This window comes from Curtobacterium sp. MCPF17_046 (genome assembly GCF_003224295.1).
Taxonomy (GTDB): Bacteria; Actinomycetota; Actinomycetes; order Actinomycetales; family Microbacteriaceae; genus Curtobacterium.
The window spans coordinates 112941-128565 of record NZ_QKLB01000006.1; the positions used below are offsets into that span (position 1 = coordinate 112941).

14 protein-coding genes are annotated in these 15625 nt (G+C 72.8%); 4 read left to right on the forward strand and 10 right to left on the reverse strand.

Features of this window, described 5'->3' with window-relative positions; translation table 11 throughout:
* Nucleotides 1-69 precede the first annotated feature (69 nt).
* Entirely contained in the window at nucleotides 70-594 is a 525-nt protein-coding gene (locus DEJ32_RS07640; protein ID WP_181420614.1) for a MarR family winged helix-turn-helix transcriptional regulator, read from the reverse strand.
* A gap of 175 nt (nucleotides 595-769) precedes the next feature.
* On the opposite strand from DEJ32_RS07640, the gene DEJ32_RS07645 reads away from it, so the two are divergent.
* Nucleotides 770-1081, forward strand: coding sequence for a hypothetical protein (locus DEJ32_RS07645; RefSeq protein ID WP_110858041.1), 312 nt, complete (start codon nucleotides 770-772; stop codon nucleotides 1079-1081).
* 183 nt (nucleotides 1082-1264) lie between these two features.
* On the opposite strand, the gene DEJ32_RS07650 is transcribed toward DEJ32_RS07645, so the two are convergent.
* Both DEJ32_RS07650 and DEJ32_RS07655 read right to left on the reverse strand, forming a co-directional pair.
* Nucleotides 1265-3070, reverse strand: coding sequence for an adenylyl cyclase (locus DEJ32_RS07650; RefSeq protein ID WP_258368929.1), 1806 nt, complete (start codon nucleotides 3068-3070; stop codon nucleotides 1265-1267).
* Between the two features lie 261 nt (nucleotides 3071-3331).
* A complete protein-coding gene (locus DEJ32_RS07655) occupies nucleotides 3332-4207 on the reverse strand; it encodes a DUF808 domain-containing protein (protein ID WP_110825691.1) in 876 nt (291 codons plus the stop codon).
* 103 nt (nucleotides 4208-4310) lie between these two features.
* Here DEJ32_RS07655 and DEJ32_RS07660 point away from each other — a divergent pair, with 103 nt between their 5' ends.
* Complete coding sequence (locus DEJ32_RS07660; protein ID WP_110900835.1) at nucleotides 4311-5189, forward strand: serine hydrolase; 879 nt, start codon at nucleotides 4311-4313, stop codon at nucleotides 5187-5189.
* Between the two features lie 148 nt (nucleotides 5190-5337).
* On the opposite strand, the gene DEJ32_RS07665 is transcribed toward DEJ32_RS07660, so the two are convergent.
* Entirely contained in the window at nucleotides 5338-6534 is a 1197-nt protein-coding gene (locus DEJ32_RS07665) for a PP2C family protein-serine/threonine phosphatase (protein WP_181420615.1), read from the reverse strand.
* Nucleotides 6535-6559: 25 nt separating this feature from the next.
* Complete coding sequence (locus tag DEJ32_RS07670) at nucleotides 6560-7057, reverse strand: MarR family winged helix-turn-helix transcriptional regulator (RefSeq protein ID WP_181420616.1); 498 nt, start codon at nucleotides 7055-7057, stop codon at nucleotides 6560-6562.
* Nucleotides 7058-7176: 119 nt separating this feature from the next.
* Here DEJ32_RS07670 and DEJ32_RS07675 point away from each other — a divergent pair, with 119 nt between their 5' ends.
* Nucleotides 7177-10713, forward strand: a complete 3537-nt coding sequence (locus tag DEJ32_RS07675) for a proline dehydrogenase family protein (protein WP_110900838.1) — start codon at nucleotides 7177-7179, stop codon at nucleotides 10711-10713.
* A 59-nt stretch (nucleotides 10714-10772) separates the two neighbouring features.
* Complete coding sequence (locus DEJ32_RS07680) at nucleotides 10773-10985, forward strand: hypothetical protein (RefSeq protein WP_110825686.1); 213 nt, start codon at nucleotides 10773-10775, stop codon at nucleotides 10983-10985.
* A gap of 75 nt (nucleotides 10986-11060) precedes the next feature.
* On the opposite strand, the gene DEJ32_RS07685 is transcribed toward DEJ32_RS07680, so the two are convergent.
* The 5 genes from DEJ32_RS07685 to DEJ32_RS07705 form a co-directional block, all read right to left on the reverse strand.
* On the reverse strand, nucleotides 11061-12422 hold the full coding sequence (locus DEJ32_RS07685; RefSeq protein WP_110900839.1) for a hypothetical protein: 1362 nt from the start codon (nucleotides 12420-12422) through the stop codon (nucleotides 11061-11063).
* A 126-nt stretch (nucleotides 12423-12548) separates the two neighbouring features.
* Nucleotides 12549-12902 carry a hypothetical protein gene (locus DEJ32_RS07690; protein ID WP_110910723.1) on the reverse strand — a complete coding sequence of 118 codons (354 nt, stop codon included), beginning with the start codon at nucleotides 12900-12902 and terminating at the stop codon, nucleotides 12549-12551.
* A complete protein-coding gene (locus DEJ32_RS07695) occupies nucleotides 12899-13897 on the reverse strand; it encodes an SDR family oxidoreductase (RefSeq protein WP_110900841.1) in 999 nt (332 codons plus the stop codon). The genes DEJ32_RS07690 and DEJ32_RS07695 overlap by 4 nt, the downstream gene beginning before the upstream one ends.
* 81 nt (nucleotides 13898-13978) lie before the next feature.
* A complete protein-coding gene (locus tag DEJ32_RS07700; RefSeq protein WP_258368930.1) occupies nucleotides 13979-14779 on the reverse strand; it encodes a YqjF family protein in 801 nt (266 codons plus the stop codon).
* Nucleotides 14776-15618 carry a nitroreductase family protein gene (locus tag DEJ32_RS07705; RefSeq protein ID WP_110900842.1) on the reverse strand — a complete coding sequence of 281 codons (843 nt, stop codon included), beginning with the start codon at nucleotides 15616-15618 and terminating at the stop codon, nucleotides 14776-14778. The genes DEJ32_RS07700 and DEJ32_RS07705 overlap by 4 nt, the downstream gene beginning before the upstream one ends.
* Nucleotides 15619-15625 lie beyond the last annotated feature (7 nt).

A 15625-nucleotide genomic window follows, 5' to 3' on the forward strand; every position in this document is an offset into this window, starting at 1 on the left:
GTGGCCCCGACCGCGTCGGTCAGCGCCGTCAGCGGGCGGCGCCCACGAGTCGACACCCGGCGGAGCGGTTCAGCCGTCGGATCTCGCGTCGTCGCGCTCGCCGGCCCGGCGGATCGCGTCCGCGAAGCGGGAGGCGAACCGGGTGACCACGGCGGCCTCGTCGTCGGAGAGCTCGTCGATGACGGTGATCAACGGCGTGTGGATGTGCCCGTACGCCCGGGTGAGGTCGGCGGTCGCGCTCTCGGTCGGCACCAGCACGACACTGCGACGGTCGCGCGGGTTCGGTCGTCGCTCGACCCGGTCAGCGCCGCTCAACCGGTCCACCAGCTTCGTGACGCCGGCCGTGGTCAGGCGGAGTTTCGCCGCCAGTTCCGTAGGGCTGAGGAACCGCTCCGTGCGCCCGGCCTCCACCAGGTGCAGCAGGGCCACCGCGTCGACGGGACGCATCTGCAACGCCCGCAGGGCCTGCTCGTCGGCGTCGTGCACGCTGTCACTCAGTGCCTGCAGGGCTTCGATGGCGGCCGCTCCCGCCGCGCTGCGGGGCTCCTCTGCTCCGGAACGGTGGGCGTTGCGTGCGTTGTCCTCGTTCGGCATCAGATCGGACCTCGTCCTTCGGCTCTCGATGATGCTGCTCCTCCTCAGAGGCGGAAGCAAGCAGAGTGCGTATTCTGCGAAGTACGAAACTGGGTGAGTAATCAGCGCGGTTGGAGGAGTGTCGAGATCACGCGGCCACCGGACGCCCGGTGGCACTGAACACGAAGGAGACACCATGTCGAACACGACAGGGAACACCGCGCGCCACGACAACGTCGTGCGCCGCACCTGGAACGAGACCAAGTCCGCCCTGAAGACCACGGAGTTCTACGCGTGGATCGTCGTCTCGCTCGCGATCCTCATCGCGTCCGCCGTCGTCGACAACGCGGACGAGGGCCACACCGGCTTCGGCGCCGACCAGGCCTGGCTCTACGTCGCGCTCGTGACGATGGCATACATCCTCAGCCGTGGCATCGCGAAGGCCGGCGTCCGCAAGCCGGAGCACGACGACGACGACCGCCGCGACGGCAACGGCCGCTCGAACTAGTCGAGCGACACCGCGCCCCGGCTCCGGCCGGGTGCGCGCACCAGCACGTCACGCGTGCGACTCCGGAGATGGTGGACCGGATCGAGACAGGCCGTCCCGCATCCCAGCGGGACGGCCTGTTCCGTCCGTACGACCGCACGGTCGCCGCTCCGCCCTGAGGCGCCGGGGCAGGCAGCGCGGCTCCTACTCGACGGCCCCGTTCGAGTAGCGCGTCACGGTCTGCGGTTGCCCGGACACGGCTCCCGTCGCGGCGGAACCCCGGCCGTTGATGACGTGGTCGATCGTCCCCGCATCCGCGTTGAGCGCGACCGTCGTGAGGTCGTGCATGACCACGCCCGGTCGGTCCGGGACCTCGAAGGACTGCGTCGCGTGGAGCGTCGGGTCCACGTTCGTGAAGATGTAGCTCCCGAGGCCCCATGCTTCGTGCGTCCGGACGTGGTCGGACACCTTGTACGCCGCCCATCCATCGGTCTTCTGGTGTCGCCACGACGCCTGGTCCGGTGCGTCGTAGGGCAGCTCGTTCTGGAAGAAGACGGTGCGACCGCGCTCCCCGTTCCAGATCACGTTGTACTTCTGGTAGTGCTCGACGAAGAGGCCGGTCGCGGTCACGTCGTCGCCGTTCACGACGACCCCGGTGTCCGCGGTGTTGACGGTCCAGCCGACCGAGCCGGCGACCCCGTGGTCGGCCCGCCATGCCCAGATGTCGTCGAGGATCGTGTGGTCGCTGTTGACCTCGAGGCTCGTCGTCGCCTTGCCGACGTGCGGGCCGCCGATGCGGAAGAAGACGTCCTGCAGGGCGGTCGGGTCGGCTGCGCTGCCGGCGGTGGACCGGTGCCGGTCGCCCTTGTGGTGGCCGCTGCCGATCCTGAGCAGCGTCGGCGAGTTGACGGTGCCGGCGTCGAAGGTGAGCCCGGCGATGTCGACGCCCCGCACGTCGCCGACGACCATCGGGACCGCGCCGTGCTGCGCGGTGAGGGTGGCCAGGCCGAGTCCGAGCACGACGGTGTCGGCGCGCTTCACGGAGATGCTCTTCGCGACGTCGTAGACGCCCGGCGTGACGAGCAGGTTCTTCCCCTTCGCGAGGGCGGCGTTGATCTTCGCGACCGAGTCCGAGGGATGCGCGACGAAGAAGTCGCTGAGGGGCAACGACCGGCCGGGCGTGTGCCCGTTCGCCCAACTCGGGCCGACCGAGTCGGTCACGGCGCGCGGCACGAACACGCGGTAGGCGCCGCGGCCGTCGACGTACAGGTACGGCTTCTCGCGGGAGACCGGCGTCGCCGTCAGTGTCGTGTACGGCGGCACCGGGAAGGACTGTGCCGGGGCGTTGAGGTCGCCGGAGAACACCTGGTTCCAGACCCCGTTCGACCATCCGGCACCGAGGTCGGTGTTGCGCACGTAGAACTGCTGCTGCGACCCGTTCAGCGCGCCGCCCTCGAGCTTCGAGTCGGCGACGAACCCGCCGCTGGCGTAGTTCGGGTCCTCGCAGTACGGCATGAACGTCGTGTGGTCCTTCACGTCCACCCGGCGCATCGGCGCGGCCTGCGACACCGCCCACATCTCGCTCCCCGTGTGGCATGCGTCAGCGGTCGGCACGACGTGGACGGTCAGGTTCGACACCGACCGCCAGAACGTGTCGAGTGAGCCGCTGCCGTTGCGGCCCGTCGCGGTGACCCCGCCGTTGATGGTGACGCCGCTCGGGTCCTGCCCGAGGCCGTCGACCTCCGTGTAGTACCCGACGCGGATGTCGAGCGGGTTCGTGGCCGAGCCGTAGGTGCCGGGCTCGAACAGCAGCGCGTACCGGGACGTCCCCATCTCGTTGTCGACCTGCTGGTCGTAGACGGCGTCGACCTTCGCCTGGATGTCCGCCTGCGGCATGTCCGGGGAGAAGACGAGCACGTTCGGGCCGAGGTCGCCCGCCGGAGCGTGGCTGTGCGGTGCGGCGACGGCCGTCTGCGTCGTGGCGACGACGCCGAGCACCGCTGCGCTCACGGCCACCGTCGCGCCGATGACGCGTCTGCTGGTTCGGGCCCGTCCGAGGGGCGCTGGGGCGAAGGGGTTCACCGGGACCTGCTTCCTTGCAGATGTGCAGCACCCGTCGGCCTCCGGGTGACGTCGCTGTCACCCGGGCGGAGACGGGGCCACGCGGATTCGGGGTGGCGGAAGCGTAACCCCGTCCGGACGTCGCACCGACGACCGCCGCTGTGCGGGCTCGTTGCGTGGATGATCCGTCGGCATCCGGAGGGCGCAGCGTCAGTGCGTGCGCCCCCGCAGCCGGCCGATCCCGAGCACGATCCCGACGACGACCATGCCGAGCACGAGGCCCGCGACGGCCGAGATCGCGGTGTCGACGATCCACGTGACGACGGGTCCGGCGGCCTCGACCGCGTGCTCGACGTGGTGCAGCAGCTCGTACGGGCCCGCCCAGAACGTCTCCGCCATGTTGGCGATGACCAGGTGCCCACCGACCCAGAGCATCGCCACGGTCCCGACGATGCTGATGAACCGGAAGACCGCGGGCATCGCGCTGACGATGCGAGCGCCCGTGCGCCGGGTGCCGCGCGACGGGTTCTTCATCATCTGCAGGCCGATGTCGTCGACCTTGACCAGGAGCGCGACGGCGCCGTAGACGATCAGGGTCATGCCGAGACCGATGACCGCCAGGGCACCGAGCGTCGGCCAGAAGCCGAGGTCCGGGTCCAGGCTCGCCAGGCCGATGAGCATGATCTCGGTGCTCAGGATGAGGTCGGTGCGGATGGCCCCGAACACGAGCTTCGGTTCGGAGACCGTGGTGTCGCTGCTGGCCTCGTGGTGGACGCCGAACCACTCGGTGACCTTCTCGGCACCCTCGAAGCACAGGTACGTGCCGCCGATGACGAGCAGCCACGGCAGCACCCACGGCGCGAACGCCGACAGCAGGAGCGCCAGCGGGATGATGATGACGAACTTGTTGAACAGGCTGCCGAGGGCGATCCGTCCGACCACCGGCAGCTCCCGGGCCGGCTGGAGGCCCTGCACGTACTGCGGGGTGACGGCGGCGTCGTCGATCACGACACCCGCGGTCTTCGCGCTGGCCTTGAGGGCCGCGCTGAGGATGTCGTCCACGACGGCGAGCAGTCCGACTGACATGTGGTGGTCTCCTCGTCGCTTCCCGAACACTGTCCGATCGCACAGACTACTGGCGGCTGCCCGCGAACTCGTCTCCCGGCCGCCGAGGCGCGAGGATGGCCGGATGACACGCGCCGAGACCGTCCGCGACGCCGTCGTGGCCGAGGTCGCCCGGACCGGTTTCCGAGCGCACGGTCTGCACGTGCTCGTGGGCGACGACGCCGCCGAGCACCGCTGGACGCCCGACGTGCGGGAGGACGTGCAGTCCATCGCCAAGGGCGTCTGCGTCCTCGCGACCGGCATCGCCGTCGCTGACGGGGCGATCGACCCGGACGCGCCGGTGTCGGCGTCCCTCACCGACGTGGACTTCGGAGCGGGTACCGACGCGGTCACCCTGCGCCACCTGCTGACCATGACGAGCGGCGTCGACCTGCCGTGGTCGCCGACCCTGCTGACCGACTGGCCGGACCTGGCGCGCGAGTTCCTCGGCCGACCCTCACGCGGGCGGGTGTTCCAGTACTCGAACGCCAGCACCTACACGGCCATGCGGGTCCTCGGGGCCCGGGTCGGCGACGTCGGCCGCTTCGTGCAGGAACGGCTGCTCACCCCGCTCGGCATCGACGACGCGGAGTGGGAGCGCTGCCCGAACGGCCACATCGCGAGCGGAGGCGGACTCCTGCTCCGGACGGCGGAGGTCGCACGTCTGGGTCGGCTCGTCCGGGACGGCGGCAGGGTCGCGGACCGGCAGCTCGTCGCGCCGGAGTGGGTCGCGGCGATGCACGGCGACTGGGTCGCCGCCGGACGGAGCCCGGCGTACGAGCGGTACGCGCTCGCCGGGTGGGACGGCCCGGGCCGGCTGTGGCGGATGCACGGGGCGAACGGGCAGCTGCTGCTGTTCGACGAGGCCGTGGGCGCGGTCGTGACGATCACGGCGGACGACCACGCCAGTGCCGACGCGGTGGCGGCGTCGGTCGCGGTGCTGCTCGCAGGCGGAGCCCGCTGACGCGTCGGCACACCACCGATGTCGGTGGTACCCGGCAGGCTCGTCCGCAGTTCGATGTTCCTGTTCGGGTCAGGCGCACGAGCCAACGGTGTCGGTACCTGTGGGCAGGTACCGACACCGCCTTCCGTCCGCGTCGCCCTGCTCGCGCTCAGCCGGCGGCGTCGCGCGCCAGCACCGCCACGGTCACGTCGTCCTCGGCGTGCTCAGCGGCGCGGAGGCGCACGGTCTGGAGGAACGTGGCGGTGTCCGGCGCGCGCCGCAGGGTCCGTCCGATGTCGGTCAGCGTGTCGATGGTCCCGTCGCCCAGGTCGAGCGCACCGTCACTCGTGACGACGAGCGTGTCCCCGGGCTCGAGGACGAGCGCTCCGGCCCGGAAGGGGATGCCGCCCGGGTGCAGGCCGAGCGGGAGGTCCCGCGACCGGCGGATCTCCGACGTGCCGTCGGATCGCAGGTGCAGCACGAGGCCGTGTCCGGCGTCGACGAAGTCCAGACGGCCGGTGCTCGGCGTCAGGCGCGCGTGGAACAGCGTCGCGAAGGCCGAGGCGCGGCTGAGGTCCTCGCTGATCCGCGGCTCGATCGCGGCGACGGCTGCGACGGGCAAGAGGTCCTCGTGCTGCCGGAGTGCTGCGCGGAGCCCGGCGGCGAGCAGTGCCGCGGGCTGCTCCTTGCCCATGATGTCGGCGAGGGTGAACGTCACGGCGTCGTCGCCCGCGGTCCAGTCGTGTACGTCGCCGCTGAGGTCGCCGTACGGCACGCTGATGCCGGCGAGACGGTAGCCCGGCACGTCCAGGGGCTGCGGAGCGAGGGCTTCGACGACTTCGAGCAGTCGATCGTGCTGGAGGCCCATGGCCAGGGCCCGCTCGGTCCAGTGACCGAGGTCGATGAGGGCCGCCTCGTCCTGGGGGCTGAACTCCCGCGGCTCGACGTCCATCAAGCACAGGGTCCCGATGGCGACGTCGCCCGGCATGGTCAGGGGGACACCGGCGTAGAAGCGGATGCCCCGGCTCGTGACGCCCGGCAGGTCGGCGGTGCGCGGATCGGCGGCGGTGTCGGGCACGACGGTCGGCCCGGGCCGCTGCACGGTGAGCTGGCAGAACGACCACTCGAGCGGCACGGTCGTGGCCTCGCCCGGGACGTTCGGCGTCAGCGTGTGCAGGAGCGCGTCGTCGAGCAGGTTCACGTACGACATCGGCACGGCGAAGAGGTCGCGCGCGATGCGGACGATGCGTTCGAGGCGCTCGGACGGGGCCGCGTCGACGATGTCCAACGCCGCCACGAGTGCCGCGCGCGCGGACGGCGAACCGTCGGTGTCCATCTGCTCCCCCACGAGGTCGATCGGAGGCATCCTCCCACGCCCGTCCCGGGCACGGTCAGGTGTCTCCCGGGTCGGCCCCGCCCTCGGTGTCGGTGTCGGTGTCGACCGGACCGAGCGCGTCGAGGACGCGGTGCGAGACCGACCGGAGGGTCTCCGCATCCGCCGCCACGGGCCTCCAGAACAGCTGCTCGAGGGCGCCGGTGTGTGCGCGGATGCCGGCGAGGACGGCCCGGCGGCCGTCCGGGGTCATGACCACCCAGCTGCCGCGGCCGTCCGACGGGCAGTCGGCGCGCTCGACGAGTCCCCTGGCGACCATGCGCGTGACCTGGTGGCTGACGCGCGACTTCTCCCACCCGATGCCGGCGGCCACGTCGCGGACCCGCAGTCGGTGCTCGGGGTCGCGGTGCAGCCCGATGAGGATCTCGAACTCGGGCACGGAGATGCCCGCACCGCGCTGCACGGCCAGGTCCAGCGCCCGGTCGAGCCCGCGCCAGACGTCGTGGAACGCGTCCCACGTGGCCCAGTCGTGGCCGTCGACGCCGTGCTCCACCATCGGGCCAGCGTATCGACGGCGGCGGCGGTCGGGGCCGAGGATCATCCGTCCGGCTTACTCCTGGGCGGCACACGGCGGCCTCCGAGGAGACGTCGGGGGAGCGGCCTACGATCGAGAGCATGCCGCCCGCACGCCTCCAGGACTGCACCGACGACGCGCTCGCCCTCGTCGGGCGGTGGCTGGACGCCTCTCGGGGCGCGAAGCCCGACGCCGGGGCGGCCCGACTCGCCGAGGTCCTGCGCGACGACCGCGGTCTCGACTTCGCCCGCGGGTTCATCGACAAGGTGATCCGCCCCGACGACCCGAAGGTCGCGGCGCGGAACCTCGAGAAGGCCAGCCGGGACGTCCCCGACTTCCTCGCCTGGTACCTCCGCGGAGCGGTCACGGTCGGCGGCGGGTTCGCGACCATGGCACCGTGGGCCGTCATCCCGTCCGCGCGACGTGTGCTGCGACGACTCGCCGGGCACCTGGTGGTCGACGCGCCACCCGCGCGGCTCGGGTCGGCGCTCGCCAAGGTCGCCGGGACCGGCAGCCGCCTCGACGTCGTCCCGCTCGGCCCGGCCGTGCTCGGCCCGGACGAGAGTGCTCGCCGCCTCCGCTGGATCACCGACCTGCTCGGTCGTCCCGACGTGCCGGCCGTGTCCTTCGCGGTGTCCGAGGTCCTGCCGTCGTCGTCGCCGTGGGCGCTCGACACCGCCACCGAGCAGGCCGTCGAACGGCTCGTCCCGGTGTTCCGCGCCGCCGTCGCGGGCGACAGCACGATCACGTTCCGGACCGGTGACCCGCGCGACCTCGACCTGACCGCGGCGGTCTTCCGCGAGCTGCTCGACATGGACGAGTTCGCCCACACCACCGCCGGGATCACCCTGCCGGCCGACCTCCCCGACAGCGCCGGGGTGCTCGCCTCGTTGACCGAGTGGGCGACGGCGCGGCGCCACCGTGGTGGGGCACCGGTCCGGGTCCGGCTCGTCGCCGGTGCACGCGGTGCGTCCGGACTGGCCGACGCGCTCGTGCACGACCGTCCCCTGGCCACGTACGCGACGCGCCAGGCGACGGACACCGCCCTCCTCCGCCTGCTCGACGCGGCGCTGACGCCCGAGCACACCGACGCGGTCCGGGTGACGCTCGCCGGACACGACCTGTTCGCGATCGCCGCCGCGCGGGTGCTCGCCGACCGCCGCGGGGTGGGCGACGCACTCGAGGTCGAGGTGCTCCTCGGGACGGCGGGCACCGCCCTCGACGCCGTCCGGGCCGACCTCGGGACCGTCATCGTCAGCACCCCGGTCGTGCAGCCCGACGAGTTCGACGCCGCGATCCCGTACCTCGCCCGACGGCTCCGCGAGGGTGCGACCTCGACGGCGTTCTCGATCGGCACGGACGACGCTGTGGCCGCACGGGAACGCGAGCGCTTCACCACCGCCGTCGCCGCGCTCGACGACCCGGCGCCGACGACCCTCCGCACGCAGGACCGCCGTGCGCCCCTCGGTCCTCCCGCGATCACCGTCGTGCACCCACCCGCAGCGGACACCGACCCCACCGTCGCCGCGAACCGGGAGTGGGCGGCCGACCTGCTCCGCCGGGTGCCCCGGTCGCAGCTCGGCACCGCGACGATCCGCGGTGCCCGGGTCACCGACCGTCAGCGACTCGAACGGACCATCGCCCGGACCGCCCAGGCGGGCGTCAACTGGGGGCGGCAGGACCCCCAGGACCGTGCCGAGCTGCTCGACCTCGTCGCCCACCAGCTCGAGGTCCGTCGCGCAGCCCTGGTCGAGGTCGTGGTTGCCGAGACCGCGATGACCCTCACCGACGCCGACCGGCAGGTCAGCGCGGCGGTCGACGCAGCGCACCACGCTGCCGACCGTGCCCGGCACCTGACCGACGTCGCCGGCGCCGTCTTCGTCCCACCGCGTCTGACCGTGGTCGTCCCGCCGTGGAACTCCCCGGTCGCGACGCCCGCTGACGGGGTGCTCTCGGCGCTCGCGGCCGGCAGCGGTGTCGTGCTGAAGCCGTCCCCCCTCGCCAAGCGGTCCGGCGCCGTGCTCGCCGACGTGCTCTGGGACGCCGGGGTCCCGCACTCGCTCCTGCAGCTCGTCGACCTCGACGTCGACGAACTCGGCCGTGACCTCGTCGCCCACCCCGCGGTCGACCGGGTGCTGCTCACCGGCTCCTCCGACACCGCCCGGTCCTTCCGCTGGTGGCGGGCGGGCCTCCCGCTGATCGCGGACACCGGAGCGGTCAACGCGGCCGTGGTGACCCCGGCGGCGGACGTCGACCAGGCGGTGCGCGACGTGGTCGCCTCGGCGTTCGGTCAGTCCGGCCAGGCGGCCCGCGCGGTGTCGCTCGTCGTCCTGGTCGGGTCCGTCGGCGAGGACGACCGCTTCCGTCGACAGCTCGCCGACGCCACCCGCGCGCTCCGGGTCGCCTGGCCCACGGACCCCGCCGCACAGGTGGGACCGCTCCTCGTCGAACCGACCGGCGCCGCCCGCGCCGCGCTGACCGAACTCGCGCCGGGGGAGTCGTGGCTCGTCGAGCCCACCGTCCTCGACGAGTCCGGTCGGCTCTGGTCGCCGGGCGTCCGCGTCGGCGTCCGTCCCGGCAGCGCCTTCGCGCAGACCGCCGCGGCCGTCCCCGTGCTCGGTGTGGTGCACGTCGAGACCCTCGACGAGGCGATCGCGATCCAGAGCGGCGCCGAACACGGCCTGGTGGAGGCCCTGCACACGCTCGACGTCGACGAGGTCGCGGCGTGGACGGACCGCGTGGCCGCTGGTTCCCTCGTGGTGAACCGACCGACCACGGACCCGGTCGTCGGACGACAGCCGGCCGGGGGATGGGGGCGTGCCGCGGTCGGTGCGGGTGCCGCACGCGGGGGACCGGAGTCCGTCGCCGTGCTCGGTCACTGGGCACCCGTCCCGCGCACGGTCCACAAGAGCATCCAGCTGCACGGCCTGCCGCCGCGGGTCACCGCGCTCATCGAGGCCGCCCGCAGCGGGCTGTCGTTCGAGGAGTTCGACCTGGTCCGAGCCGGTGCGACGAGCGACGCGGAGGCCCGGCAGACACGGTTCGGCCGGTCCCGCGACACCGCCGACCTCCGGGTCGAGCGGAACGTGCTCCGGTACCGCCCGCAGTCCGTGGTCGTCCGGCAGTCCGAGGGCGTCGGGACGGGTGAGCTCGTCCGGACCCTCGCCGCCGCGACCGCCGCCCGCGCGCACGTCCTGCTCAGCACCGCCCGCGCGCTGCCCGGCCCGCTGACCCAGCTGTTCGCCGGGCGTCGGTCACCGCTCGACGTGGTCGACCACCTGGTGGAGACGGACGAGGAGTTCCTCGCCCGGGCGGCGTCTGGTGCCCTCTTCCGCGAGGACTGGTCGGGTGGCACCGACGAACCGCAGGACGCGATCGACATCGTGCTGTCCCAGGGCTTCGAACCGCGGCCGCACACCGCGTTCGCCGGGCCGGGCTCCCGGATCCGGCTGCTCGGCGGGGACCCCCTCGCGGTCGAGGAAGCGCTCGGCGCCGGCATCGAGACCGCCATCCACGACGCGCCCGTCGTCGAGGCCGGTGTCGTCGAGATGGCGCACTACCTCCGCGAGCAGACGGTCATCGTCACGGCCCACCGTCACGGCGACGTCGACCCGGAGTTCGCCCGCCTCCGGCTCTGACCGCGTGGACCTGGGGCATCCCCGTGAGGGCACTGCCGGAGCGGCGTAACGTCGCGACCATGACTGCAGGAGAGCGTGACAACGGCGTCCAGACCGAGCCGATCATGGACGGTGCGAACGACGCGACGAACGACGACAAGCTGCACGGCCTCGTGGAGCAGGTCCAGCACGACCACGGCGACGAGGGCGCCGGCGTGATGGCCGACCACCTCCGTGACCGTCTCGACGAGACCGGTGTCGAGGCCGAGGACCCGGCGTCCGAGGTCGAGTAGCCCCGGCCCCCGCGCACGACGGAGCCCCGCCGACCACCTGGCCGGCGGGGCTCCGTCGCGTCGGCGTCCCCGTCCTCAGTCGACGACGTGCACGAGCGCGGTCTTCTCCTCCGTGGACCCGGAGCCGTCCGGGACGAACAGGAACCGCACACCGTGGTGCCCCGCAGCGAGCGGGACGTCGACCGACCAGCGACCGCCGGACGCGCGGGTCTCACCGATCTTCTCGCGCAGACGGAAGGCGACCAGGCGGCCCTCCGGCGCGGTGCCCTCGAAGTGCACCAGCCCGTCGTGGCGCTGGTACTCCGCCGCCTGCTCGAAGGTGAAGGGGGTGCTCGGCTGTGCCGCGACGACGAAGGCCTGCCGCACGCTGTCGCTGACCGGGCCGCCGCGCTCCGGTCGCAGGTCGAAGCGCAGGACGAGCACGCCGGACTCGGTCGCGGGCACGTCGACGCGCCACCGCCCGTCCTGCACCGGCGCGGTCCCCAGCGGCACGCCCTCGGTGTCCGTCACGGTCACCGCACCACGGGTGGCGGTCCCACTGACGGTCACCTTCCCGTCGACGGGCTGCAGGGGGTGGGCACGGTCGACGTCGACGGAGAACGCGTCGTCGGACGGGATGGTCGACCCGTCGTCGCCGCCGTCGCCCTCACCGGGGCCGGGGTGCCCGTCGCCGGAGCCCTCGCCGGGGCCGGGGTGCCCGCCGCCGTCGCCGGAGCCCTCGCCGGGTCCCGGGTGGCCGCCGCCGTCGCCACCGCCGGCCTCGTCACCGTCGAAGCGGTAGTGGTCCACGTCCACGTCCGAGGACACGTTCCCGAGGGTCTGACGCACCGAGACCTCGTTCTCACCGCGGACGAAGTGGACGTGGACGGTGGCGATGCCGTCGGCGCCGGCCACGGCGGTCTCGGTCCGACCGTTCGCGGAGACTTCGACCTCCGCTCCCGGCACCGCGCGGTACCGGATCCCGTGCTCGGTGTCGCCAGCGACGATCGCCCGGCGGAGGCGCTCGAGGCCGCGCTCGTCGGTCTGGTCGACGGGTGCACTCAGACCGAGCCCGTGGAAGTCCACGTCGACGGCCCGTTCCGTGCCGTTCGCGACGATCGTGTACCGGGCCGTGTCCGCTCCCGTGGGTTCGAGCCGGAAGACGGCGTCGTGCTGCGGCGTCGCCGACTCGGCCTGGACGACATCACCGGAGGCGTCGCGGAGCAGGACGGCGGACGGCACGGAGACGCTGACGGCCAGGCGCACCCATCGCTTCGCGCCGGAGGCGTGCTGCTCCTGGACGACGTCGGTGACGACGGAGGACGCGGCGGCCGCAGCGGCGGTGCGGACGGTCGGCGCGAGCGGAGCGGCGTTCGCCGGGGCGGCGAGGACCGCGGGGGCGAGCAGACACGTGCCGAGCACGGCAGCCGAGCCGACGAGGACTGGGCGGATGTTCATGGTGCACCTTCCTGGAGTGGTGTACGGACTCCTGGATGATGACGCGCGGCCATGAACATCACATGGGTGTGATGTATACCAGTTGCGCGCACGCGCGCACGCGCGGACGCGCCGACGTACCGACGATCAGCGGCGGCGCCCGGTCCCCACGAGGGCGACCTCCAGCACCGTCAGCAGCGTGGCGATCCACACCTGCCGGACCGCGAAGCGTCGGGACTGCCGGTCGAACAGCGCGAGCGGGACCATCGTGAGCCCGTGCACGGCGTCCACGACGGCGCCGAGCGTGTGGGCCTCCGGGGTCCCGGCACGTCCCGTGATCGTCGCCTGCGAGAGCTGCCGGACGCCGAGGACCCGTCCGAGGACCGCGGGGCGACCGAGCGCCCGCCGTGCCCCGAGCAGGTGCGCCACACCGATGCCGGCGCGGAGGACCTCGACGACGGCGGCACGGTCCACCCCGGTGGTGCTGGTCCGGCGGCTCATCGGCGGCGCCCTGCCGCGGTGGCGAGGGCGACCCCGGCGACGCCGAGCGCCGCTCCGAGGATCCCGTTGCCGAGTCGGCGGTGCTCGACCCACCAGGTCTGCGGTGACCAGTCGTGCGACTGCTCGTCGAAGGCCCCGTGCGCCCCGTGGTCACCGGGTACCGGCTCGTACAGGTTCACGCCGATCTCCTGGCCGTCCTTGTCCGGGATCTGCTGCCCGCTGACGAGCGTCTTCGCCGCGTACCAGTCCGCGAAGCGTCCGCTGATCCGGTTGGCCAGGATCGTGTAGACCGTGGACTCCCCGACCCAGGTGCGACGACGGGGGCGTTCGGCGGTGACGGCGATGGCGCGGGCACCGACCTCGGGCTGGTAGATCGGTGCGACCGGCTGCGCGTGGTGCGGGAGCGAGGACTGCACCCACCCGAACTGGATCGTGTTGAGGGCCGGCATGTCCACCCGGCTGATCTGCACTTTGCTGCCCTGCTCGATGAGCTCGGAGACGACCGACTCGGTGAACCCGACGATCGCGTGCTTCGACCCGCAGTAGGCGCCCTGCAGGGGGATGCCCCGCGATCCCAGGGCAGAACCGACCTGGATGACGTGCCCGGAGTCGCGCGGCACCATGCGCGTCAGTGCCGCACGCGTGCCGTTCACGAACCCGAGGTAGTCGACCTGGGTCGCGCGCTCGAAGTCCTCCGGCGCGGTGTCGAGGAACCTGCCGAACACCCCGACCATGACGCCGTTCACCCAGAGGTCGATCGGACCGAGCTCCGCCTCGACGCGGTCGGCGGCGTCCTCGACGGCCTGGCGGTCGGCGACGTCGGCCACGAGCGCGAGTCCACGCTGCCCGGCCGCCTCGACCTCCGCGACGGCCGCGCGCACGCCGTCCTCACCGCGGGCGAGCACGGCGACGTCCCAGCCGCGTGCCGCGAGCTCCCGGACCGTGGCCCGTCCCAGTCCAGCCGATCCACCGGTCACCACAGCCACTCGTGTCATGCGTCCCTTCTACCGGACGCTGCGACCCGTGTGTCAGCCGGTGTCCCCCGATTCCCGGCCCGCCGACGCGCTCGCGATCGGTCAGGCGCGCGGCCCCGCGAACCGCGTCACGACGCCGGGGGAGTACAGCACCGAGTCCGGCTCGAGCTCGGTGAGCGCGGCGGGCAGGCCGGCGGCGCGGACGAGGTCGTCGCGCAGTCCGCGGAGCGTCGCCCGGTGCAGCACCCATGCGTCGTGCTCGTTCGGCCACCACGCGGTCCGACCGGCCCGCCCGACGTGCATGCCCCACCGTGCGGTGAGGAACGACTGGAGCGGGGTCGGCTCGGCGATCGGCTCGCCGACCTCGACCTCCAGACGGGACCGCAGGTGCGTCCCGTGGCGGTGCACCGCGTACGCCGTCCGGTCGCCGTCCTGCCGTCGGCCGGTCCGCGCCCAGTGGTACGGCGTCCCCGTGACGACCCGGGCAGCGGCAGCGGGCAGCAGCTTCCCCGCGTCGAGCGACAGGAACACGACGCCGCGCCGTCCGGTGTCGTCCCGTGTGTAGACGCGGACGTTGACCTCGAGGAAGTCGCCGAGGCCGCCGGTCCGGCCGAGCGGTCCGAGCGGCGGGAACCGGGTGTCCTCGAAGCTGAACGCGATGAGCCCCACCCACGTCGTTGCCCCGTCGTCGGAGCCGTCGGGAGCCATGGTGTCCGGTCGGGTCCCGGCCGGCAGGAGCGGTGCGACCGCGGACACGTCCACCCGCCAGTGCACGAAGACGACGTCGCGCCAGGCCTGCTCGATCCACGGGCGCCCCGGCAGCGCGGGCGCGGTCGCCGAGACCGGGTCGACGGGCCCGCCCGGGAGGACCGGACCACCTCCGGCAGGCACGGTCGCCGTCACCGCGTGCCCCCGTCCGTCGTCTCGGGGTCGATGTGTCCGACGGCCGAGACGTCGTCCCAGCCCTCCTGCGGCGTCGCACACGTGCCGCGGAACACGTACTGCGAGGGCCGCTTCCGCTCGTTCGACACCCAGTCGATCGCCGGCCGGCGACGCTCCGGCGGGGTGTACCCGATCCGGTAGACGGCCATCAGTTCGAGCTCCGGCGGCACCTCGAGCAGCTGCTCCACCTCGTTCCACGACTCCTCGATCTCCATCGGGAACGAGACGAACTGGATGCCGAGACCGAGCTCGGTCGTGGCGAGCCAGATGTTCTCCATCGCAGCGCCCATGCTGAACACCGAGTAGAAGGCGTTGCGGGCCTCCTTCCGGTACTCGTCCCGGTCGAGCATCACCCCGAGGAGCAGCGGCGAGCCGGCCACGAGCTTCCGGTTCTCCTCGCCGAGGGTCTGCGGCACCCGGAGCGCGTTCATGAGGAACTGCCCGCGCTTGGTGAACACCTGGCTCGTGAACGGGCGCAGCGGCGCGGGGAGCTTGTCGAAGAGCATGCCGGAGCGGCGCTCGTCCATCTCCGCCTGCGAGAACCGGAAGTACGGCTTGTACCGCTCGAAGAACGTCCCCTCGGACATGGTCTTCGTCATCGTCCGGCCGCTGATGTCGGCGATCCGGTCGATCGTCTCGCGCTCCTCGACCAGGACGAACCGCCACGGCTGGCTGTTCAGCTGCGAGGGGGCGCGACCCGCGAGTTCGACCAGCAGTCGCTGGTGCTCCTCGGACACCGGGTCGGGCAGGAACGCCCCGTTGGTGGTGCGACGGCGCCGGATGGCCTCGATGAGTTCCACTGCTGTC